Consider the following 22,964-nt stretch of genomic DNA (forward strand, 5'->3'; position numbering starts at 1 on the left):
GTTCCATGCCAGTGTTACCCCTAGACTGAGCCTCGGCCAACCGGAACGTCGATCAATGGTAAAGAGCGGCGCCCCCCGGCCGGCGAGCAATGCGCTGTGGCCCACGCGGCCACTTCCGCGACCGTCCTAACCCCTAGACTGGCATGCCGTGATGCGCCTGTGATCCATTTCGATAATGTCACCAAGGTCTACGTTAACCAGAACCGGCCCGCCCTCGACCACGTCAGCGTTGACGTCGACAAGGGTGAGTTCGTGTTCCTGGTCGGTCCTTCGGGGTCGGGGAAGTCGACCTTTCTCCGGCTGGTCCTGAAGGAGGAGCGCCCGAACTCGGGCGCGATACATGTCGCCGGGAAGGATCTGGCGCGCCTGTCGAACTTCAAGGTGCCGCATCTGCGCCGCCGTATCGGCTGCGTGTTCCAGGACTTCCGGCTGCTGCCCAACAAGAACGTCTACGAGAACGTGGCGTTCGCGTTGGAGGTCATCGGCAAGCCCCGGCGGTTCATCCGCAAGGTGGTGCCTGAGGTCGTCGAGTTGGTCGGCCTGGAAGGCAAGGCCCACCGCATGCCCGACGAGCTGTCCGGAGGTGAGCAACAGCGGGTCGCCATGGCCCGCGCTTTCGTCAACCGCCCGATGATCCTGCTCGCGGACGAGCCCACGGGAAACATCGACCCCGCGACCAGCATCGGGATCATGAAGGTGCTCGACCGGATCAACCGGACCGGCACCACCGTCGTCATGGCCACCCATGACGCCGCGATCGTCGACTCCATGCGCAAGCGCGTGGTCGAGCTGGAGGACGGCAAGATCGTCCGAGATCAGTCACGCGGCGTCTACGGTCAGGCGTACTGATCACTAAGCGAGAGCAACAGGGGACACCCACAGCATGCGGGCAAACTTCATCTTCTCTGAGGTCTGGATCGGCCTACGCCGCAACCTCACGATGACCGTCGCGGTCATCGTGACCGTTGCCATCGGCATGGCGTTGCTCGGCATTGGGCTGATGATCAACGCACAGGTCGGCAGCATGAGCACCTACTGGTCCGACAAGGTCCAGCTCTCGGCGTTCCTGTGCAAGAAGAACGACCCGTTCGAGGCCTGCAAGGGCCGCGGCGCCGTCAGCGAGCAGGAGAAGCAGGCGCTGAAGACGCGCATCGAAGGCATGGCCCAGGTGGACAAGGTCTTCTTCGAGGGCCAGGAGGCGGCCTACAAGAACTTCAAGGACGCCTACAGCAGCAACAGCGTGTTCCTGTCCGCGGTCAAGGTCGACGACATGCCCGAGTCGTTCCGGGTCAAGCTGAAGAACCAGGATGACTACAAGGCCGTGTTCGACGCCCTCAGCGGCGCGCCCGGCGTGTCCAACGTGGTCAACGACCAGCAGCTCCTCGAGAAGTTCTTCGGCCTGATGAGCAAGCTGCGCTGGGCCGCGCTCGTCGTGGCGATGATCCAGGTCTTCGCGGCGATCCTCCTGATCGGTAACACGGTGCGGCTGTCCGCGTACAACCGGAGGCGGGAGACCGGCATCATGCGCCTGGTCGGCGCCTCCAACCTCTACATCCAGCTGCCGTTCGTCATGGAGGGCACCATCGCCGGCCTGGTCGGCGGCGTGATCTCCGCGGTGCTGCTGATGCTCGCCAAGGTCGTGCTGTTCGACGGCATGCGGGAGTACTTCGTCCTGTCCACGCAGCTCGGCTGGAGCGAGGTGGCGCAGGTGATCACGCTCACCACCGTGGTCGGCGTGCTGATCTGTATCCTCGCCTCCTTCGTCACCCTCCGGCGATACCTGAGGGTGTGACACACCCCGGTAGGCTCGACGCTATGCCACGTGAGACCGGGCGCAAGCTCATCGCCCAGAACAAGCGTGCCTGGCACGACTATCAGATCGACGACACCTACGAAGCGGGGCTCGTCCTGATGGGCACGGAGGTGAAATCCCTCCGTGCCGGCCGGGCGAGCCTGTCCGACGGGTACGCCCAGGTCAAAGATGACGAGGTGTGGCTGATGAACATCCACATCCCCGAATACCACATGGGCACGTGGACCAACCACGCCTCGCGGCGCCCCCGCAAGCTCCTGCTCCACCGCAAGGAGATCGGGAAGATCATCGCCAAGACCAAGGAGTCCGGCCTCACGCTGGTCCCTCTCTCGCTGTACTTCAAGGACGGCAAGGCCAAGGTCGAGATCGGTGTGGCGCGCGGCAAGAAGACCTGGGACAAGCGGCACGACCTCGCGGAGAAGCAGGCGACCCGGGAGATGGCCCGCGCTCTTCGTCACCGCAACCGATGAGGTCCGATCAGTCGTGCCGCTAGCCGTACGTATCAGAAGAGCGCTGTCGGCCGGGCTGTCGCTGGCCGTGGCCGTCCCCCTGCTGTCGGCCTGCCTGAGCGAGCCGTCGCCCCACGAGGCCGTCAGCCAGTTCCTGGTCGGGTGGCAGACCGGCGACTACGACTCCGCGGCGGAGCGCACCGACGGCGACCCCAAGGTCGTCAAGAGAGCGCTGGAGGACGCCGGCCTGCAGTTGGACGCCGCGTCGCTCCGCTTCTCCCTCAAGGGGCTGCGGACCAACGGCGAGAACGCCGACGCGAGGTTCCAGGTCCAGGTCGACCTCGGGGACAACAACCCCCTGTGGCAGTACGACAACGACCTGCCGCTGCACGTGGTCGACGGCGTGTGGAAGGTCCGGTGGTCGCCCAGCGTCATCCACCCGCAGCTCCGCGAGGGGCAGCGGTTCGCGGTGGAGGTCTCCTCCATGGGCCGCCAGCCCATCGAGGACCGCAACGGCGACGCGCTCCAGCGGGAGGCCACGCTCTACGTCGCGGGCGTCTACCCCGCCAGGGTCAAGGACCCCGTGGGCGTGTGCGAGCGGCTGTACCAGGTGACCGGCTTCGCCCAGGACCGCCTGCTCAGCCGCATCAGGTCGGCCCCGCCGCAGGACTTCGTGCCGCTGGTGACGTTCGGCGGCACCAAGTACGCCCAGCTTCGCGACCGCCTGGACGAGATCCCCGACCTGAAGATCGACAAGAAGTCGCAGCCGGTCGCGCCCGCGCAGCCCGCCGACATCATCGGCAAGGTCGGCGCGATCACGCCGGAGACCGAGCAGCAGCTCGGCGGCCCGCAGCGGGCCGGCGACACCGTCGGCCAGGGCGGGCTGCAGAAGGCCTACCAGGACCAGCTCACCGGCTCCACCGGCACGAAGGTCATCACCTACGACCTGAAGACCAGCGAGCAGGTGGCCGAGCTGGCCCAGTGGCCCGGCAGGTCCAACACCACGTCGGTGAGGACCACCATCGACAGGGGCGTGCAGCGCTCCGCCGACCTCGCCGTCAGCGGCACCGTCCCCGCCACCCTGGTCGCGGTCAAGGCCTCGACCGGCGAGATCCTGGCCGTGGGCTCCCACGAGATGAACCAGGCGCGCGACGGGCTCAACGGCCGGTTCCCGCCCGGCACCGCGTTCTCGGTCGTCGCGGCCGAGGGGCTGCTCGCCGGGGGAGTCGATCCCAAGCAGAAGCTGCCGTGCCCGGTCGGCCGCACGGTCGGAGGCGCCCGGTTCGAGCAGGTGGCCGTGGGCCCGCTCGGCACGTCGCCCACCATCGCGAGCGACTTCGCCAACGGATGCGTCACCGCGCTGGCGTCGCTGGCCCGCCGTGTCAACGCGAGCACGCTGACCGAGGCGGCCACCCGCTTCGGCATCGGCGGCGACTGGACTTTGCCGCTGCGGTCGTTCAGCGGCACGGTCCCGGCGGCCACGAGCGACGCCGCCAAGGCGAAGATCATCGCTGGTCAGAGCGTGCGGGTCAGCCCGCTGTCGATGGCGCTGGTCGCCGGTGCGGTCGCCTCCGGCACGTGGCGTCCGCCCACGCTGGTCACCTCTCCCGGCTCGCCTGATCTCTCCTCCGACGCCCCGCCCCCCGCCTCTCCGCGCCCCGTCGCGCTCGACCCCCAGACCCTGACCAAGCTGCGCGCCCTCATGCGGTCAGGGGTCACCTCGGGTACGGCCGCGGCGGCCGCGGCGCCGGGCGACAAGGTCCACGGCGTCTCCGCCGCCATCACCTACACCGACAAGAAGCGCGCGAGGAGCCTCTCGTGGTTCGTCGGCTGGCAGGGCGACATCGCGGTGGCCGTGCTCAGCGAGACGACCAGCGCGACGAGCTCCGCGCAGATCGCCGGGCAGTTCTTCCGCAGCGCCCGCTCGGCCGCCTGAAAAATAAATCTCGGGCCGAGCAACCTTTGGGGGCTCGGCCTGCGTCTTTCTGGATGACTGGGCACCGCTTGGGGGTTGCGGGCTCAGTCGCCGTGATGAGACCAGGGCTTCATCTCGGGGGAAGCCCTGCCGTCCGGACCGGCTCGACCCTGCCGGTCGGCCCCCGGGGGCGTGCGCCACGTGCCACGCCTCCGGGGGTTTCGGCATGTACGGGGCCCTCCGCGCCGGGCATGCCGGGAATCAAGTTGGCGCCTTGGGTGTTCTCTAGAGTATCTTCTGGTTACCTGGTCTTTCGCGAGACCGGGTGACAACTCCACAGGGGGTGACTGGTTTCGACTTTGACATGTCGCGCCAGGGGAAGCGGGTCGAGGACTGCGGACATAACCTCGTTAACACTGTGACCGCAAAACAATAAGTGCCAATAACACGCGCACTCAGGGCCACATGGCCCTCGCCGCCTGAGCGAGGACCAAGCCCTTGTCAGCCCGGGACCGCCTCCGGCCCGGATCTGGCATCGCTAGGAGGCTAAACCGATCGACCCGGTCACGGGGCCGATAGGGAAACCTAACAGTGACTGAGCCCGTCGATGACACGCCTGCGTGATCACCGGGGCTGAGAAAATCGAAGCAGGCTGCACCCGGAGAAGCCCTGTCGTGGTGTTGAAGGACGCGGGTTCGATTCCCGCCACCTCCACCAGATCGCCAAGGGCGGTCGGTAGCCCGCAAGGCCCACCGACCGCCCTTGATCCTTTTCTCGCACTCGCTGTCGCATGGCATGGGTACGCCCCGGATGACATCGCTTTCGAGCGGGCTCCGGGGCGCAGCTCTTTCTGGGCTCCGGTCACATCGACTGGTCGGCTTCTCCACTGCTTCGAGCCGTTGCTCGTTAAGCCCTCCCAGTCCTTTCACCCGTCGCGAACTCCAGGTCGGGCGGGATGGGGGCGGTCTAGGTTGGGGTGGTGAGTGATCTCCAGGTCGTTTCTGTCAATGGGGTGCGTCTGGCTTTTCTGGCGGCGGGGGAGGTGGGGGCGCCGCCGGTGGTGCTGCTGCCGGGGCGGGGGCTCGATCACACCGACTGGGCTCGTGTGATCGCCCATCTCGCCGGTTCTTGGCGGGTCTACGCGCCTGATCTGCGGGGCCACGGGCACAGTGAATGGCCGGGGGTCTACAGCCTGGAGTTGATGCGTGACGACGTGGTCGCCCTGCTCGACCATCTGGAAGTGGCCCGCGCGACGTTCGTCGCCCATTCCCTCGGTGGCATGGTCGCGTGCCTGATCGCCGAGGAGTATCCCGACAGGGTGGAGCGGCTGGTGCTGGAGGACGTTCCCGCTCCTCATCCCGCCGGGCTGCCGCTGCCCGCGAAACCGGAGGGTGTGCCGGCCTTCGACTGGGCCATGGTCGAGCAGACCGCCTACCAGCGCAATCATCCCGACCCGGCGTGGCTGGAGCGGCTCGCGAAGATCAGCGCGCCGACGCTCGTCATCGCCGGCGGCGCGCCCAGCCACCTCCCGCAGGATCAGGTCGTCGACCTGGCCGCTCGCATACCTGACGCCCGGCTGGTCACGATCGAGGCGGGCCACGATGTCCACGCCAAGCGCCCTGAGGAGTTCCTCGCGGCGCTCACGGAGTTCCTCGAGCGCTGAGCCGGGCCACGCCGGTCAGAGGCGGAAGGCCACTGGCGGGCGGTAGCGGCGGTGCCGGCGGCCGGTCAGCGGTAGAGGCGGATGGCGCCGGTCAGTGCCAGGTGGGCGATGGCGAGCACCTCGTCCGCCACGGCGGGCGACGGGGGCGGCGCCACGACCTGCACCATCTGGGTGCTGGGTTCGCCGACGTCGGGGAACAGCTCCCACTTCCACGCGGGGCTCACGGGGTTGTCGAAGCGGTCCAGCGAGACCACGAGCGACGCCATGCCGTCCCAACCCCACGGAGGCGTCTGCGAGAGCCGCGCAAGGCGGATCGCGGCCCGGGGGGCCGGGTCCGGACGGTCGCGCTCGCCGTCCCCGCGTGAGCCGGGTACGGCCGGGTCGCCGGTGTGGGGGCGGGGCGCCAGGGTCTTCAGGCCGGCGCGCTTGGCGGCGGCGGTGAGCAGGGCCAGCGGGTCGCCGAAGTCGGCGAGCGAGGCCCGGCGGTACGCCGTCGTCTGGCCCAGGAGAACGGCCTCGGCGAGGCGGTGGTCGGCGCCGTGGAACCCCGCCCAGTCCGAGGGGCCGATGCCGTGACGTTCTCCGGTCTCGTGCAGGCCCGCCAGCACCTTGGCGGCGGCCTCCAGCGCCGAGGGTGTGTAGACGGTGCGATATTGACCTCGCGCCGCCTGCTCGATCAGCTGCTGCGCGGAGACGGATGTGGTGGTGGTCATCGGCTGCCATTCTCCATCGCGGCGATCAGCGCATTGAGAACCAAGGGACATCTCACGACATAAGGACTCTAGTCGTTCTTGATCCAATGGCGTATGCCGGGTCCGGCAGCAGTACCGCCTCCGGTGTGGGCGGTGGCCGCGACACGCCGGGCTGGCTGGGGTTTTGCCGGAGTTCTAGGGAAACGGCCGTTGAATCGCCACAATCCGCCCATGGCCGAATCCATCCAGCGAGACGACGTCGCCGCCACGCTCGCCGCCCGCCGGGAACTGGGCGGGGACTACGAGGACGCGCTCGCCGACGCGCTCGTAGATCGCATCGGGAACACCATCGACGAGCGGATCGACGCCAGGCTCGCCACGCACAAGCCCGCCCGCTCCGGGCTCAAGGTCTCCCCCACGGCCGCCGCCGTGTTGAGCGGGCTCGGGATGGGCGGGCTCTTCGCCCTCATCGGCAGGGCAGATCTCCAGTTCGCCGCCGTGCTGTGGCTGATCCTCGCGGTGGCGGCGGTCGCCTTCCTCCTTGGCAAGTGGCGGGCGAAGTCCTGACACGCCCGCCCTCGCCGGGGTTCGCGAACCGGGTCCAGGTCAGGCCCGGGTGCTTTCCATGATCCAGTTGGTCTCCCAGGTCCGGCCCCCGTCGGTGGAGAACGCCTGCTCCCAGCGGCAGGTGGTCGCGGTGATCCCGGACCAGAGGTAGCGCACCCGTATGGGGATGCCCTCGTGGGTGTCGTCGGCGTAGAACTCGCCCACGCCTCCGTCGAAGCGCCCGATGACCGGCGGCTCGATGACCGAGGAGCGGCTGCTCGTCCAGTACAGCGACCACTCCTCGCGCTCGGGGTCGTACAGCCGGAGGGTCAGCCCGGAGAATCCCATGGTGGGGAAGTCGATCTCGTCCATGTTCCCGGTGCCGCCGAAGATGCTCTTGGAGGTCGAGACGCCGGGGAACTCATCCCATTCCGTGCACCCCTTCAGGCGCTCTTTGAGCCGCCGGTTGGCCACGTTCCAGGTGCCGACGAAAAAGTCGAAGTCGTTCATGCGGGCAAGCTATGCCCCGGTCACTGACACCTGGTGTCAGTGACCCCCCGGCGATACGAGGCCTCGCGGTCAGCTGCCCGAGAGGGTGCCGAGGATCACGGTGACGGTGTCCGTCCTTCCGTCGGGGTGGAGGAGCTCGACCCTCGCCTGGGCGCCCGGCTTGAGGCCGGCGAGCACCTCGGAGAGGGTCGCGGCCGTGGGAGTGGGTTTGCCGTTGACGCTGATGATGATGTCGCCGGGCTTGATGCCCGCCTTCGCCGCGCCGCTGCCCGGGTCCACCTGGGCGACGCCCACGCCCACCGGCTGGCCGTCGGGCCCGACGACGGTGTTCACCCGGACGCCCAGGGCGGCGCGGCGCGTGTTGGTGACCTTGCCGTTCTTGATGATCTGCTCGGCGACGTCCTTGGCGGTGGAGCTCGGGATGGCGAAGCCGATGCCGGGGGCCGCGCCACCGCCCAGCTCGGGGTTTATCGCGGCCAGCGTGGGCACGCCGATGACCTCGCCCGAGAGGTTGGTGAGCGCGCCGCCGCTGTTGCCCGGGTTGATCGAGGCCGAGGTCTGGATGGCGTTGGTGATCGTGGCGCCCGGTGATCCCTCGCCCTGGGGCTCGGTGACCGTGCGGCCGAGCGCGGACACGATGCCGTTGGTCACGCTGCCGGACAGGCCCAGGGGGTTGCCCATGGCGAGCACGATCTGACCCACCTTGAGCTTGGTGGAGTCGCCGAACGTCGCGGGGGTGAGCCCCGACTTGTCGCCGACCCGGATGATGGCGAGGTCGCCCAGCGGGTACGACGCGACGAGCTTGGCCTTGCGGGGCTTGCCGCCCGTGGCCAGGATGACCTCGAAGTTCTTCGACTTACCCACCACATGGGCATTTGTCACGATATGTCCGTCGGTGTCGTACACGACGCCCGAGCCCAGGCCTCCTGAGGTGTTGATCTGCACGATGGACGGCAGCACCTGGGCGATGACCCGCTCGTACGCCTGCTCCTCCGAGATCACCGGCGCGGCCGGCCGGGTCGTGATCCCACTCTTGGAGGCCCGGTCCGTCGAGGCCGGTGCCCCGGCGAGCCCGCAGCCGCTGAGCACCACCAGGCTCCCGGCCACTCCGGCGGCGAGGGCGTGCCGGCCCGCATGTCCGGTACGCCGAGTTCCTGGTGTCGTCTCCATGGAAAAGGTGATGCCCGACCACGCGGAAGATACTCGCTGTTCGCGCCCCACGCGCTGATCTTGATAGCCGCCCGGCGGGCCGGCTCCGCCTGTCCGGGCCCCGATTTTCTTGGGTGCGGGCTCGCGCGTTCTACCTGCTACAACGCGTTTTCCGTCGCCGTGGCACGAGGCGTCGGCCCTCGGGGATCACGATTTGTGACGTAGTCTGCGGACATGGCGGACGGCGCTGGAAACTCCCCCAGCCGCCCGGGCTCGGGGCGGCCTCCCACCTACGTTCCCTCCTATGAGGCGCCCACCACGCCGATGCCCCGGGTGAGCCCCGAGCAGGCGCTCGCCATGGCCGAGGCGGCGAAGGCCCGGGCCGCCAAGACCGGCGCGCGGCAGGACTCCGGCGACGCTGCCACGGACCACGCGGGCACGGACCACGTTGCCACGGACCACGCGGGCACGGACTCGGCGGCTCAGGAGGAGAGCGCGCGGGAGACCGCGGACTACGCGGACTACAACGTCACCGCGGATGTCCGCAGGCCTGCTGGACCGTTCCTCCGTCCGGACCGTCCCGTGGCGGGCTCGGCGGCCACCCAGGCGACCCAGAACACCCAGGCCACCGGCGCCGCCCGGGCGACTCCGGCCCGTCCGGCCGCGCCCGAGCCGGGCCCCCCGTCGAGTTTCGGGGCCCTGGCCGACCGGCCGAGGCCCGCCGCCCCCCGCGCGAGGAGGCGGCCCCGGTGGCTGGCCCTGGCGATCTTCCGGATCGGCGACATTCCCATAAGAGCGGTGTACGGCATCGGCGCGGCGATCGTCACCGGCATCGTCGTGGTCCTGATCTTCATGCTGTTCGGCGGTGACACCCCCGGCGAGCAGGTGCGCGTCAGCCCGGCGCAGGGGAGCGGCCCCGCCGCGTCGGGCGCGCCGCCGTCACCGAAGCCGACCCCGATCGCCGTCCCGCCGGTCCCCGCCGCCAAGACGATGACGGTCTTCACCGGCACGGGCACGCCGATCGCGTCGTACGCGGTCGACCAGACCGCCGGCATCAGCTACGCGCAGTACGGCACCCCGTGGGCCAAGACCACCCGCGACCCCTTCACGTCCGCGCAGAAGGCCGGCACGTCGCGGCAGTCCCAGGCGCTGATCGGCTCGGCCCCCGTGCCGGTGGCCGTTCCCAAGGCGCCGGCGACGTACGAGGACTTCCGCAAGCTGGCGGGCAAGGCGGCGAAGTGGACGCTGCGCTACCAGCCCGCCGGGTCGAAGTTCACCTGGACGGTTTCGCAACGGGCGCGGTACAACCTCGGCTGGGTGCTCGGCTACAAGGTGAGCTACGTCCAGGGCGGCAAGAAGCACTCCTCGCAGGCCTACGTCATGGTGATCTCGACGGCCAAGAAGAAGCCCGCGATGCTGTTCGCGAGCGTCCCCGACACCCGCGCGGCCCTCTACCACGACCTGAACATGCTGTTCTGGACGGCCCGCGCGATCTAGTCCTTGGCCGGGAAACGCCTGGTCAGGAGGCATCCGAGTGTCGGCGGAGCTGCGGCGGGGGTGCGGGTTACCTTGGGGCGATGGACTCTGGATTCGGCTACTTCGCGACGCATGACGCGGTCGCTCCCGACACCGTGGCCCGGCTGGTGGAGGACCGAGGGCACGCGGCCCTGTTCTTCTCCGAGCACACCCACATCCCGGCCTCCGTGGAGCCGCCGCGACGGCCCGAGAACGGTCCGCTCCCGCGCAAGTACTGGCACACCTACGACACGCTCACGACGTGCATGGTCGCCGGCATGGCCACCACGAAGCTGCGCGTCGGCACCGGCATCTGCCTGGTGGTGCAGCACCACCCGATCACCCTCGCCAAGACGGTCGCCAGCATCGACCACCTCACCGGCGGCCGCTTCGAGTTCGGCGTCGGCGCCGGCTGGAACGACCCCGAGATCCGCAACCACGGGGTCGACCCGGCCAGGCGGTTCGCGGTGATGAAGGAGCGCGTCGAGGCGATGGAGCAGATCTGGACCCACGACGAGGCCGAGTACCACGGCGAGTTCGTGTCGTTCGACCCGATCTGGTCGTGGCCCAAGCCGGTCCAGCAGCCGTACCCGCCTGTGCTGGTGGGTGGCACGGGCCCCAAGGTGCTCGACCGCGTCCTGTCGTACGGTGACGCCTGGCTGCCCAACTACGGCCCCGGCGTGCTGGAGCGCGTGCCCGAGCTGTTCCGCAGGGCCGAGGAGGCCGGGAAGTCCGTACGGGTGGTCATGCTGTCGGTGCCGCCGGATCCGAAGGTGCTGGAGGAGTGCGAGAAGGCCGGGGTCGCCCGGGTCATGCCGTGGCTGCCTTCCGCGGGGCTCGCCCGCATCGAGCGGGAGATGGACGCCTTCGAGAAGGCGCTGGCCGACGCGCATGGCGAGTGATCCTTTGCCGCGCGCCGGCCGGTGCCCAGCGTTTCCACACCTTCACGCGGCGTGCTCGGTAAGTTGACTCAAGGCCGGATGTGGTCGGCCCTTGGTTCGCCTTGGAAGCATCTTCTAGAATATGGTTCTGCCACGTCTTGGGGCCGAACCGTTCGGAGGGTGTTATGGCGATCGGGTTGAGCGAGGAGCACGAGGCGCTCCGCGAGTCCGTGAGCGGCTGGGCGGAGCGCAACATTCCCGCCGAGGTCGTGCGCTCGGCCGTGGGCGCCGAGACCGAGGAGCGGCCCGGCTTCTGGGCCGGCCTCGCCGACCAGGGCCTGCTCGGCCTGCACCTGCCGGAGGAGTACGGCGGGAGCGGCTTCGGCCTGCTGGAGACCGCCGTCGCCGTGGAGGCGCTCGGCGAGCGCATGGCGCCCGGCCCGTACGTGCCGACGGTGCTGGCGTCCGTCGTGATCCTCGCCTCCGACGGCAAGGCCCGCGCCGAGCTCCTGCCCGGCCTCGCCGAGGGCGCCCTGACCGGCGCCGTCGCGTTCACCGGCACGCTGACCGGCACCCGCGACGACGACGGTGTCCTTACCGTGAGCGGCACCGCCGAGCCCGTGCTCGGCGCCGCCCTCGCCGACGTGCTCGTGCTCCCGGTGAGCACCGACCGTGGCGAGGAGTGGGTGGCCCTGTCCAGGGACACTGTGACGGTCACCCCGCTGAAGAGCCTCGACCTCACCAGGGGCGTGGCCAAGGTCGAGGTCGACTCGCTCGGCGTGCCCGGCGAGCGGGTGCTCGACGGGCTGACCGGTGCCGGGGTCCGTGACCTCGGCGCGATCGTGCTCGGCGCGGAGGCGGCCGGCGTCGCCTCGTGGTGCGTGCGCGCGGCCTCCGAGTACGCCAAGGTACGCGTGCAGTTCGGCCGCCCGATCGGCCAGTTCCAGGGCATCAAGCACAAGGCGGCCCGGATGCTGGTCGCGCTGGAGCAGGCCCGCGCCACCGTCTGGGACGCCACCCGCGCGAGCGGTGACGAGCTCGGCTACGCCGCCGCGATCGCCGGGGTCATGGCCCCCGACGCCGCCGTGCAGTGCGCCAAGGACGCGATCCAGACCTTCGGCGGCATCGGCTACACCTTCGAGCACGACGCCCACCTCTACTTCCGCCGCGCGCTGACCCTTCGCGCATTGCTCGGCCCGTCGGCGGAGTGGGCCGAGTCGGTGGCCTCGCACGCACTGTCCGGCGTCGCCCGCGAGATGGAGCTCGACCTCCCCGAGGACGCCGAGGCGCTGCGCACCTCCCTTCGCGAGGAGATCGCGGAGATCGCCGCGCTGGAGGGCAAGGAGCAGAAGCGCGCGCTCGCCGGCAAGGGCTTCGTGCTGCCCCACCTGCCGGAGCCGTGGGGCCGTGGGGCCTCGCCGCTGGAGCAGGTGCTCATCTATCAGGAGCTGAAGGCCGCGCGCGTACGGCTGCCGCAGATGATCATCGGCGCCTGGGTCGTGCCGTCCATCGCCGCGTATGGCACCGTCGAGCAGCAGGAGCGGTTCCTGCCCTCCACCCTGGCCGGGGAGATGATCTGGTGTCAGCTCTTCAGCGAGCCTGGCGCGGGCTCCGACCTCGCCTCGCTGCAGATGAAGGCAGAGCAGGTCGAGGGCGGTTGGAAGCTCAACGGGCAGAAGATCTGGACCTCCGTGGCGCACGTCGCCGAGTGGGGCATCTGCATCGCCCGTACGGACACCTCCAAGCCCAAGCACGACGGCATCACCTACTTCGTCGTGGACATGAAGGCCCCAGGGGTGACCGTGCGGCCCCTCACCGAGATGACCGGTGAGAACCTCTTCAACGAGGTCTTCTTCGACGACGTCTTCGTGCCGGACGACCTGGTCGTGGGCGAGATCAACGAGGGCTGGCGGGTCGCGCGCAACACCCTGTCGAACGAGCGCGTGTCCCTGTCGTCCGGATCTGGCGGCACGGGCTCCTCGGTCACCGACCTGCTCGGCCTGGCGTCCCGCCTCGGCCGCGAGCTGACGGCGGCCGAGCGGCAGGAGTTGGCCCGCGTGGTCTGCGAGGGCCACTCGATCAGCGCCCTCAGCATGCGGGTCACGCTGAAGCAGCTCGCCGGGTCCGAGCCCGGCGCGGACGCCTCGGTGCGCAAGCTCCTGTCGACCTCGCACGCTCAGCACGTGTCCGAGTGCGCGGTGAGCCTGCTGGGCGCCTCCGCCACCGTGGCGGCCGACATGAAGCTGGGCGACGCCGGCTACTGGAACCGCGCCGTGCTCGCCACCCGCGCGATGACGATCTACGGCGGCACGACCGAGGTCCAGCTCAACATCATCGCCGAACGCATGCTCGGCCTCCCCCGCGACCCCGAACCAGGGAAGTAGCCGCCGATGTGATCCAGCGCGACCGGTCCTCGGTGCGCCGGGCGTCGTGGTGTACGGACAGCCGGTGGATCGGCGCGGTAGGGCCCAGTGGCTAGCCTGTACGCCATGCGGCATCCCTCCCGGCTCGCGCGGGCGCTGCCCGCCGTGCTCGGGCTGGCGCTCGGCGTGCTGGCGCTCGGGCCCGCCCTCCGGCCGGGGTTCACGCTCCTGTACGACATGGTGTTCGTGCCAGGCCCGCCGCTGCGCCTCGATCCCGGCGGGTTCCCGCGTGCCGTGCCGAGCGACCAGGTCGTCGCGCTGCTGTCGTCGGTGCTTCCGGCGCAGGCCGTGCAGAAGCTCGTTCTCCTGGGCATCTTCGTGCTGGCCGGGGCCGGGGCGGCGGCGCTGGTGGCGGGGGAGCGGGTGGTTCCCCGGCTGGCGGCGGCGGTGTTCTACGCGTGGAACGCCTACCTCGCGCAGCGGTTGCTGCTCGGCCAGTGGGCGCTGCTGCTCGGGTTCGCCGGCCTGCCGTGGGCGGTCAGGGCGGCGGCCAGAGGCGGGCCGTGGCGGCTGGCCCTGGCGCTGGTCCCGGCCGCCGTCGGCGGCTTCCAGGCCATGCTCGTGTCGGCGCTCGCCGTGCTGCCCGTGGCGGCCACCCGCCCCTCCCGGCGGCTTCGCGGGGCGCTGGAGGCCCTGGCCGTACTGGTGGTACTGAGCCTGCCGTGGGCGGTTCCCGCGCTGCTCAGCCAGGCCGTGACCGATCCCGCGGGGGTGGACGCCTTCGCGGCCAGGGCCGACGGGCCGTTCGGCACGCTGGGCAGCCTGCTCAGCCTCGGCGGCATCTGGAACGCCCGGGCGAACGTCCCCGGCCAGGCCGGGTGGGCGCTCGCCACCGCGCGCCTGCTCGTCGCCGTGGTGGCCGTGGCCACGTTCGTACGGCTTCGCGGGGCGGCCAGGGACGAGGACGGCGAGGCGCCGCGCTCTGAGGAGAGGGTGCCGTACCGGAATGGCCTGCTGATCGCGGCGTCCGCCGGGCTGGTGATCGCGCTGGCCGGGGCGTACGCGCCGGGGGTGCTGAAGGGGATGATCGGGCTGTGGCCGGGGTTCGGGCCGCTGCGGGACGGGCAGCTCTACGTCGCTCCGCTGGTGCTGGTGCAGGCCGTCGGGTTCGGGGTGCTCGTGGGCCGCTTCTCCCGCCCCGACGCCCGAGGCCACCGGGCGGCGGTGCTCGTACCGGCCGTCGTCGGCGTGCTGCTGCCGGTGCTCGTCCTGCCGGCCTTCGCCTGGGGGGCTTCGGGGCGGCTCGCGGCGGTGGAGTATCCGGACGACTGGCGGCGCGTCCAGGCGATCGTCAACGGTGACCCCAGCCCGGGGGCGCTGATCTCGCTGCCGTGGGGCGCGCACCGGGCCTTCGCGTGGAACGGCGGCCGGGTGATCCTCGACCCGGCCACCAAGTCGTTCGCCCGGCGGGTCGTCTGGGACGACGCGCTCATCGTCGGCCGGGCGGGCGGGCGGCCGCTCCGCGTCGCGGGGGAGGACAGGCTGGCCAGGCGCGTCGGGGCGGCGATCGCGGCAGGTGACGGCCCCCTGACCTCCCTGCTCAGGGCGGCCGGTATACGGTACGTGCTCATCGTGGCACAGAACGAGAACACGTTTCGTTCACGGCTGCCCGGTGCCATCCCGGCCTACCTGGGCCCTCAGATGCTCCTGCTTCGACTGTGACCTAGTGACGGGGCCGTCGGAGGTGCATACTGGACGGTAAGTCCATTTATTACGTTTTGACCAAGCTGCTGGCTTAGAACCTGTATCACGTTCTACTCTCGGTAGGCCCACAGCGTCCGCACTTTGGAGGGAGAAGCCCAATGGTGCGAGTGCTCGCCGCTCTCGTCGTTGGGGTGGTTCTGGCGATCGGCGCGTCCGTCAGCGTCGTCAACGTTGTCGCCCCCAGCCCTCAGCCGCCCAACAAGCCGTTGTACAACTACGGCGACAGATGATCTTCCACGGGCGGGTCTCACGCCACGCTCGGTGAGCCCGTCCGGTTCCACTTCGCGACAAGCACGAGGCGTGGCTTCGCCATGCCGCGAAACAGGCAGCGATCAGGCAGCTAAACCTGCCGCCGAACAGGCCGGTGGCAAGCCGCGGAACCATGCCCATGCTCGAAACCACGCCCGAGCACGCGCGTACCAGCCAGGGGGGCTCGAGACACAGAAGGAGTGGTCGTGGTCGCACAGCAGGCGGGCCGGGCGCCCCACGATCCAGGCGACGTGCCCGTGCCTCCAACCGGGCCCGCCGGCCCGCCCCGCCTCACGGTCGAGACGGCGCACGCTCCCGACCGGCTCCTCCAGGACGTCCGGGTCGCGGTGCTGAACTTCCGGGAGCCGCTGCAGTCGGTCGCGGGCGGTGCGGAGGAGTACGCCTGGCAGGTCGGCAGGTACCTGGTCGGCCAGGGCGCCTCGGTGCACTTCCTGACGAGCCGCGAGCCCGGGCAGCCGGGCAGGGAGCGGCGTGACGGCATCGAGCTGCGGCGCATGGGCAACCGCTACCTCGTCTACCTGCTGGTCCCGCTGTGGATCCTGCTGCGCCGCCGCCGCTTCGACGTGGTCGTGGACTGCATGAACGGCATCCCGTTCTTCGCGCCCCTGGTGGTCGGCAGGCGCACGACGGTCATCTCGCTGGTCCACCACGTGCACGACCGCCAGTTCTACGCGTTCTTCCCGAAGTGGCTGGCACGTGCCGGCTGCTTCGTCGAGGGGCCGGTGGCGCGGCTGCTCTACCGCCACTGCACCACCGTGACCGTGTCGGAGTCCTCGCGTACGGAGCTGCGCGGCAAGCTCGGCTGGCTCGCGCCGATCGAGGTCATCCCCAACGGCAGCCCCGTCGCGCGCCCGGTGGCCGCGGACGTCGGCGGCGAGGAGGTCGCAGGTGACCCGGTCGTCGCCTACCTCGGGCGCCTGGTCGGCCACAAGCGCGTCGAACGCGTCGTCGAGCTGGTGGCCGAGCTGGGGGAGACCTGGCCCGGCCTGCACGTCCACGTGATCGGGCGCGGCCCGGAGTACCGGCCGCTGGTACGCAGGGCCGGCGCCCTCGGGGTGACCGGCAGCGTGAGCCTGCACGGCTTCCTCGCCGAGCCGGAGAAGAACGCGGTGCTCGGCGCCGCGCGGCTCAACGTCACGGCGTCGGAGTTCGAGGGGTGGGGGCTCACGGTCATCGAGGCCGCCGCCCTGGGCGTGCCCACCGTGGCCTACGACGTGGCGGGCCTGCGCGACTCGGTGCGGCACGGCGTCACCGGCTGGCTCGTCCAGGACGGCGAGTCGCTGGCCGACGTGGTCGACCGGGCGCTGAAGGAGCTGGAGGACCCGGAGCGGCGCGCGCGGATCCAGCAGGCGTGCCGCGGTTGGGCGGCGGAGTTCTCGTGGGGAAGGACGGGCGCTAGGATGACCGGACTCATCACGGCCGAACTTGAGCAAAGGGGACACGTCCGTGCCCTAGGTCTCCGTCTTGCCACAGGTGAGAGCCATATCCCCTGAACCCCCGCCAAGGGTGCGTTTTGACCGCTGATGCCTGGTTCCGCCGCCTGACGGTCGGCCGCGCCGGGCCCGACGCCCCGGGATCCCGGCTGCGCGGGCGGCTACGCCTGCTGGCGAGCTGCCTGCTCCTCGGGGCGATCGCCTTCAACACCTCGCCTGGCCAGGTCATCGCCGAGACCAAGCTCGACATGGCGGTCAACCCGATCGGCTTCCTGGAACGTGCCGCCCATCTCTGGGACGACGCCTTCTTCGGGCACCTGCAGAACCAGGCGTACGGCTACCTGTTCCCGATGGGGCCGTTCTACGCCCTGTTCCGCTGGCTCGACATGCCTCCGTGGAACATCCAGCGGCTGTGGATGACGCTGGTGCTGTGCGCGGCGTTCCTCGGCACCGAGCGGGTCGCGCGCGCTCTGCGCGTCGGCACCCCCAACACCAGGATCCTCGCCGGGCTGGCCTACGCGCTAGCGCCGCACGCGCTGGCGCTCATCGGCGTCAACTCCTCGGAGTTCCAGCCCAGCGCGGTGCTGCCGTGGATCCTGCTGCCGCTCGTGCGCGGTGCCGACCAGAGTGTCAGCCCCCGCCGCGCCGCCGCGCTCTCGGCCGTCGCGTTCCTGTTCGCCGGGGGCGTCAACGCCGCCGCCGAGCTGGCCGTGCTCGTCGTGCCGTTGCTGTACCTGCTCACCCGCCGGAGCGGCTCGCGCAAGCGGCGGCTGCTGGCCTGGTGGCTCGCCTGCGTCGCGGCCGTGTCGATGTGGTGGCTGGTGCCGCTCGTGCTGCTCGGCCGCTACATCTTCTCCTTCCTGCCGTTCATCGAGACCGCCGCGGCGACCACGGGCGTGACGTCCCTGCTGAACACTCTGCGCGGCACGTCGAGCTGGATCTCCTTCCTGCCCGTGGACGGCAAGCCCTGGCTGCCCGCCGCCTACGACCAGGCGACCCAGCCGTGGCTGGTCGTCGTCACCGCCGCCGTCGCCGCGCTGGGTCTCGCGGGACTGGTCCGCGGGTCCACCCCCGAGCGCACGTTCCTGGTGCTGTGCGTGCTCGCCGGGGTGGTGATCGTCACCGCCGGGCACGCCGACGCGCTCGCCTTCCCGTGGGCCGGGCGGTTCAGAGCCCTGCTCGACGGCCCGCTCGCCCCCTTCCGCAACCTGCACAAGTTCGACGCGCTGCTGCGGCTGCCGCTCGCCCTGGGCCTGGCCGCCCTGCCCGCGTGGCGCCCGGAGGGTACGCGGCTGCGGCTGGCCGCCGTCAGCGCGGGCCTCGCGGGGCTCGCCGTGCTGCCCGTCGCCACCTCGGGAATCACCCCGGCCGGCGCGTTCACCGACCTGCCCTCCTACTGGCGCGACGCCGCCACCTGGCTGAACGCCAACACCGGCCATGGCATGGTGCTCGCGGTGCCCGGCTCCAGGCGCGGCGAGTACCTGTGGGGCCGTCCGCTCGACGAGCCGATGCAGTCGCTGCTGACCGTGCGCTGGGCCACGCACTCGAACGTGCCGTGGGGCTCGGCCGGGCTGGCACGCCTGCTCCAGGCGGTCGACGAGCGCTTCTCCGACGGCGAGGGGTCAGAGGGCCTCACCCTCACCCTGCGCCGCATCGGGGTGAAGTACCTGCTCGTCCGCAACGACCTGGCGCGCGACACCATCGGCTCGGCGTGGCCGGCCCGCGTCCACCAGACCATCGAGGACTCCGCGGGGCTGGTGCGGGTCGCCCAGTTCGGCCCCTTGGTCGGCCAGGTCTCCAGTCCCACGGCCTCGAACTGGTTCGACCAGGCCTACCCGGCCCTGGAGGTCTACGCGGTACCAGACCCCGCGCCGGTCGCGGGCACCGTACCGGCCGAGGCGACGCTGCGGATGGCGGGCGCGCCCGAGGGCGTGCTGGCCATGGCGGAGCAGGGTGTGCTCAAGGACGACGCCCCGGTCCTGGTGGGAGACGAGCCCGGCGCCTCGTCGGTGCCCGCCAGGAAGACCGTGGTCACCGACACCCTGCGCAGGCGGCAGATGGTCTTCGGCGACGTCCGGCGGAGCGCGGGGCCGACGCTCACCGAGGGCGGGAAGCTGAACGCCACCACCGACCTGCTGGACCCGGCCTGGGCCTCGGCCACCTCGTCCGCGCGCTACCTCGGGATCGACGATGTCAGGGCGTCATCCTCGGACGCCGACATCACGGCGGCGGCGGGGGAGCGGGACGCGGGCCGCCTGCCGTTCGCCGCCTTCGACGGCGACGCGCGCACCGGATGGCGGTCGGACGGGTGGAACGGCGCGCTGGGCGAGTGGCTGGAGGTCAGGTTCGTCGAGCCGGTGCCGATGAAGGACATCACGATCGCGTTCGATCAGGGCCCGATCGGACCGCCCGTCGCCGAGGTCGAGTTGTCGACCGCGACGGGGACGCGGCGCGTGCCCGTGCGCGAGACCGCGGATCCTCAGCTGTTCGCGCCTCCGCCCGGAACGACGACCTGGCTGCGCATCCGGGTCACCAAGCTGGCCTACCAGCCGAAGAGCTCCTTCGGCAGCCGGGTGGGCATCACCGAGGTCGCCATCCCCGGCGTGCGGCCGACGCGGGCCATCGCCGCTCCCGGGCTGCCCGGCGGCGGTGACGCGGGCACCGTGATGCTGACCTCGCAGGGCAAGGCCCCGGCCTGCATGCGCGGCTCGTCCGCCTGGACCTGCTCGCACCGGCTGGAGATCCTGGGCGAGGACGGCTACGGCTTCGAGCGGCTGTTCGCGGTCGACTCCAACCAGACCCGCACGCTGAGCGGCACGGCCGTGCTCACCGATCCGAGGTCGGCGGACCTGCTCACCACGCTGCCGAACGCCTACCCGCACGTCACGGCGTCCTCGACGATCACCGACTACCCCGCCGTCCTCGGGCGCTCGGCCATGGACGGCGACGAGAAGACGCTCTGGTACGCCCAGCCGTTCGACCGCCACCCCACGCTCTCGATCGACCTCGGCGAGACCCGGAAGTTCTCCCACATCAAGGTGCTGTTCCCCGACTCCTTCCTGGGCAAGCCCCCTGTGAAGATCACCATCCGCACGGGGTCGCGCACCGTCCAGGCGTGGATCGGCGGCGACGGGCGGGTGGCGTTCCCGGAGCTCACCACCCGGCGGCTCAGCATCGAGTTCACCGCGCCCGCCTCGCGGGCGATCGAGGTCGCCGAGGTGAGCATCCCGGGCGTGAAGCCGCTCGGCCAGCTCGGCGGATTCCCGCTCCGGCTGCCCTGCGGCTACGGCCCCACCCTTGAGGTCGACGGCAACACCGTGCCGACCCGCATCGTCGGCGGCACCCTCAACGACGTGCTGAACGGCCGTCCCCTGACCTACGCCGGCTGCACGCCGGTGCGGCTCATCCCGGGGATGACCTGGGTCGGGGCGCCGTTCAGCGACGCCTTCAGGGTCAGGTCGGCGGTCCTGCGCGGGGAGTCGGCCGCCGACGACGGCACGACGAAGATCCAGCCCGCCCGCGTCGAGAGCTGGGGACCCGAGGAGCGGCGGCTGGCCGTCTCCACGAGCGAGCGCTCCTACCTGACCGTCGGCGAGAACCACAACGCCGGCTGGCACGCCTACCTCAAGGGCGCGCGGCTCACGCCCGTACGCCTCGACGGCTGGCGGCAGGCGTGGATCCTGCCCGCGGGCGCCGGGACGGTGGTGCTCAGGTACGAGCCGGACGCGACGTACCGGGTGGCGCTGCTGGCCGGGTTCGGCCTGGTCGTGGCCGTCGCGGCGCTGGCCCTGATCCGCGCGAGGCCCGGGCACCGCCCGCCCACGGCGGGCGCGGGGAGGGTCGGGGCCCGCTGGGTCTGGCCGGCCGCGCCGCTGGTCGGGCTGTGGGTCGGCGGGTACGCGGGCGCGGTGATCCTCTCGGCGCTGGCTCTGGTGGGTCTGTGGCTTCCCCGCGTGCTCGCCGCCCAGCACGCCGGCGGCGGCCGGGCGCGGCGGGCCGCCCGCATCGTGCTGTCCCCCTGGGTGCCCGCGTGGGCGCTGGTCCTGGCCGGGCTGAGCGCGGCGGTGGGCGCCGAGTTCCAGGTGGCGCCGCTGACCGGCCTGGTGCCCCAGCTCTGCTGCCTCGTGGTGGTCGCCCGGCTGCTGGCCGCCGTACCCACCCTGGGCCCATCCCCGAGCCCGGCGGGCCCCGTGCCGAAGCACCGCGAGGCCACGCTGACGGAGGTGGGCGGGTGACGCGCGAGCAGCTGCTGAGGACCATCCCGTACGTCGTGGTGGCCTTCCTGGTGACGATGGCGGTGCTGCTGCGTTACTACGTCTACGGCAACAGCCTCATGCTGCCGCTGGACCAGCGCAGGATCTCCCACCTCACCGCCCCGGCGGCCACCTACCTCGACACCGCCACCTTCCAGGTCCGTACGGGCGTGCCGATGACCGAGACGGTCTCGCTGTACGGCGACCCGGTGGCGGGGGACGCGCGCACCGCGGTGTGGGTGGAGTTCTCGTCCCTGGAGACGGGGTACGGCCAGCGGATCGACTACCACGAGCGCAGGACGGCCTTCGACCGGCACACCGGGCTCACCGTCGACTGCTGCGACGCGTACATCGACCAGGACACGGCCGTGCGGCAGACCGGGCTGGCGTTCCGGCTGCCGTACGGGGCGGAGCCGCGCGGGTACCCGATCTTCGACACCGTGCTCAAGCGCCAGGTCACGCTGCGGTACGAGGGCGAGGAGACCGTCGAGGGCCTGCCGACCTACCGCTACTCCTACACCGTCGGCCCCGCCAAGGTGGAGGACCTGCCCGACCAGATGCCGGGCAAGGTGCTCGGCCTGCCCGCGTGGAAGCTCGTCAGCGTGGCGAGGTACGTGCGGATCACCAGGACGATGTGGGTCGAGCCGGAGAGCGGCCTGCCGGTCAGGACGCGCGAGCAGCGGCAGGACACCCTGCGCACCCCCGACCAGGTGGACCGCCTGGTCAGCTTCCAGGCCGATCTCACCACCGAGCCGGGGGACGTGGACGCCCAGGTGGGCGAGGCCGCGGGATTCCGGCGATGGGCGATCATGATCCGCGACGTGTTCCCGGTGGTCTGCCTCGTGCTCGCGCTCGTGGTCATCCTGGTCGCGGTGGCCGTGCGCCTCCGCCGCCGCCCGAAGGCGGAGGGGTCAGCGCCGGCGCAGGACGAGCAGGAGGTTCCAGGTCACGATCTCGCGGACGCCGGGTAGCCGCACCACGCCCGTGGCCCATTCGGGGTGGTACCTCGGCCGGGCGTCCAGCACCTCGGCGTCCGCACGCGACCGGGCCCAGCGGAGGGCGGCGGCCACCGACACGGGGTAGAGGCTCTCGCCGTACAGGTTCTTCGGGCGGTGGCCCTGGCGGGCGGTGTAGCGGCGCGCGGCGCGGTGGCCGCCGAGGTAGTGCCAGGGGGAGGTCTCGTGGCCGCCCCAGGGCGAGAGCCAGTTCGTGAACGACAGGTAGACGACGCCGCCCGGCCGGGTGACCCGCACCATCTCGGCCGCCATGCGCCAGGGGTCGGGCACGTGCTCCAGCACGTTGGAGGAGAAGCAGACGTCCACGGAGGCGTCGCGCAGCGGGATGTCGAGCGCGCTCCCGAGCACCGCGCCCTCGGGGACGGCGCCGTCCCGCGCCATCATCTCCCCGGCGTCGCAGTCGACGCACAGCGTCCGCGCGCCGTGGGCGCGGAGCACCTCGGTGAAGTACCCCGGCCCGCCGCCCACGTCGGCCACGAGCGCGCCCGGCAGGCCGGTGTACGTCGCGAGCTGGGCGGCCGTGTCGCGGGCCAGCATGCCGTAGAAGAGATCGGGGTCCGTCTGCTCCTTGCGGAAGGCCGACAGCAGCCGGACCGACCGGCCCAGTGTGGCGCGGAAGGGCGCGTTCGAGGTCTCCACGTCTGCTTCCATTCACCGGAGTGGTTCGGGTGCCCGGGAGCATAACACCGCGTTGCGCCTGGTTTGCGGGGCTCGTAGGGTGTTCGCTACTCG

General features: G+C 71.1%; 17 protein-coding genes and 1 other RNA gene. 14 read left to right on the forward strand and 4 right to left on the reverse strand.

The window, feature by feature from the left end; all coding sequences use genetic code 11:
- Positions 1-159 precede the first annotated feature (159 nt).
- From ftsE to ACOZ38_RS07205, 6 genes are all read left to right on the forward strand, one after another.
- Positions 160-849: a cell division ATP-binding protein FtsE gene (gene ftsE, locus ACOZ38_RS07180; RefSeq protein ID WP_114029179.1), complete on the forward strand. Its 690-nt coding sequence runs from the start codon at positions 160-162 to the stop codon at positions 847-849.
- A gap of 34 nt (positions 850-883) precedes the next feature.
- Positions 884-1,792: a permease-like cell division protein FtsX gene (gene ftsX, locus ACOZ38_RS07185; RefSeq protein ID WP_405144920.1), complete on the forward strand. Its 909-nt coding sequence runs from the start codon at positions 884-886 to the stop codon at positions 1,790-1,792.
- A gap of 23 nt (positions 1,793-1,815) precedes the next feature.
- Positions 1,816-2,283, forward strand: coding sequence for an SsrA-binding protein SmpB (gene smpB / locus ACOZ38_RS07190; protein ID WP_405144921.1), 468 nt, complete (start codon positions 1,816-1,818; stop codon positions 2,281-2,283).
- A gap of 13 nt (positions 2,284-2,296) precedes the next feature.
- Positions 2,297-4,198: a penicillin-binding transpeptidase domain-containing protein gene (locus ACOZ38_RS07195; RefSeq protein ID WP_424529329.1), complete on the forward strand. Its 1,902-nt coding sequence runs from the start codon at positions 2,297-2,299 to the stop codon at positions 4,196-4,198.
- A gap of 318 nt (positions 4,199-4,516) precedes the next feature.
- Positions 4,517-4,894, forward strand: a transfer-messenger RNA (tmRNA) gene (ssrA, locus tag ACOZ38_RS07200).
- A gap of 295 nt (positions 4,895-5,189) precedes the next feature.
- Positions 5,190-5,840 carry an alpha/beta fold hydrolase gene (locus ACOZ38_RS07205; protein ID WP_424529330.1) on the forward strand — a complete coding sequence of 217 codons (651 nt, stop codon included), beginning with the start codon at positions 5,190-5,192 and terminating at the stop codon, positions 5,838-5,840.
- Positions 5,841-5,905: 65 nt separating this feature from the next.
- Here the strand turns inward: ACOZ38_RS07205 and ACOZ38_RS07210 are convergent, their stop codons facing one another.
- Entirely contained in the window at positions 5,906-6,553 is a 648-nt protein-coding gene (locus ACOZ38_RS07210; protein WP_424529331.1) for a hypothetical protein, read from the reverse strand.
- Positions 6,554-6,763: 210 nt separating this feature from the next.
- Here ACOZ38_RS07210 and ACOZ38_RS07215 point away from each other — a divergent pair, with 210 nt between their 5' ends.
- The gene (locus ACOZ38_RS07215; protein ID WP_424529332.1) at positions 6,764-7,099 is read left to right on the forward strand and encodes a hypothetical protein; all 336 of its coding nucleotides are present in this window, start codon (positions 6,764-6,766) and stop codon (positions 7,097-7,099) included.
- A gap of 39 nt (positions 7,100-7,138) precedes the next feature.
- Here the strand turns inward: ACOZ38_RS07215 and ACOZ38_RS07220 are convergent, their stop codons facing one another.
- Both ACOZ38_RS07220 and ACOZ38_RS07225 read right to left on the reverse strand, forming a co-directional pair.
- Positions 7,139-7,588 carry a hypothetical protein gene (locus ACOZ38_RS07220; protein ID WP_424529333.1) on the reverse strand — a complete coding sequence of 150 codons (450 nt, stop codon included), beginning with the start codon at positions 7,586-7,588 and terminating at the stop codon, positions 7,139-7,141.
- Between the two features lie 69 nt (positions 7,589-7,657).
- Positions 7,658-8,758 (reverse strand): S1C family serine protease, encoded by a 1,101-nt coding sequence (locus ACOZ38_RS07225; protein WP_424529334.1) that lies wholly within the window; start codon positions 8,756-8,758, stop codon positions 7,658-7,660.
- A gap of 213 nt (positions 8,759-8,971) precedes the next feature.
- On the opposite strand from ACOZ38_RS07225, the gene ACOZ38_RS07230 reads away from it, so the two are divergent.
- From ACOZ38_RS07230 to ACOZ38_RS07260, 7 genes are all read left to right on the forward strand, one after another.
- Complete coding sequence (locus ACOZ38_RS07230) at positions 8,972-10,234, forward strand: hypothetical protein (protein ID WP_424529335.1); 1,263 nt, start codon at positions 8,972-8,974, stop codon at positions 10,232-10,234.
- An 80-nt stretch (positions 10,235-10,314) separates the two neighbouring features.
- Positions 10,315-11,154, forward strand: a complete 840-nt coding sequence (locus tag ACOZ38_RS07235) for a TIGR03619 family F420-dependent LLM class oxidoreductase (RefSeq protein WP_424529336.1) — start codon at positions 10,315-10,317, stop codon at positions 11,152-11,154.
- A 164-nt stretch (positions 11,155-11,318) separates the two neighbouring features.
- A complete protein-coding gene (locus ACOZ38_RS07240) occupies positions 11,319-13,517 on the forward strand; it encodes an acyl-CoA dehydrogenase (RefSeq protein WP_424529337.1) in 2,199 nt (732 codons plus the stop codon).
- 105 nt (positions 13,518-13,622) lie between these two features.
- Positions 13,623-15,218 (forward strand): hypothetical protein, encoded by a 1,596-nt coding sequence (locus ACOZ38_RS07245; RefSeq protein ID WP_424529338.1) that lies wholly within the window; start codon positions 13,623-13,625, stop codon positions 15,216-15,218.
- Positions 15,219-15,715: 497 nt separating this feature from the next.
- Positions 15,716-17,023, forward strand: coding sequence for a glycosyltransferase family 4 protein (locus ACOZ38_RS07250; RefSeq protein WP_424529339.1), 1,308 nt, complete (start codon positions 15,716-15,718; stop codon positions 17,021-17,023).
- A 20-nt stretch (positions 17,024-17,043) separates the two neighbouring features.
- Complete coding sequence (locus ACOZ38_RS07255; RefSeq protein WP_424529340.1) at positions 17,044-21,198, forward strand: alpha-(1->3)-arabinofuranosyltransferase domain-containing protein; 4,155 nt, start codon at positions 17,044-17,046, stop codon at positions 21,196-21,198.
- Entirely contained in the window at positions 21,195-22,187 is a 993-nt protein-coding gene (locus tag ACOZ38_RS07260) for a DUF3068 domain-containing protein (protein WP_424529341.1), read from the forward strand. The genes ACOZ38_RS07255 and ACOZ38_RS07260 overlap by 4 nt, the downstream gene beginning before the upstream one ends.
- Here the strand turns inward: ACOZ38_RS07260 and ACOZ38_RS07265 are convergent.
- A complete protein-coding gene (locus ACOZ38_RS07265; protein ID WP_405144935.1) occupies positions 22,128-22,883 on the reverse strand; it encodes a class I SAM-dependent methyltransferase in 756 nt (251 codons plus the stop codon). The two genes, ACOZ38_RS07260 and ACOZ38_RS07265, sit on opposite strands and share 60 nt — an antisense overlap.
- Positions 22,884-22,964 lie beyond the last annotated feature (81 nt).

It is taken from the genome of Sphaerisporangium viridialbum (assembly GCF_049674955.1).
Taxonomy (GTDB): Bacteria; Actinomycetota; Actinomycetes; order Streptosporangiales; family Streptosporangiaceae; genus Sphaerisporangium; species Sphaerisporangium viridialbum.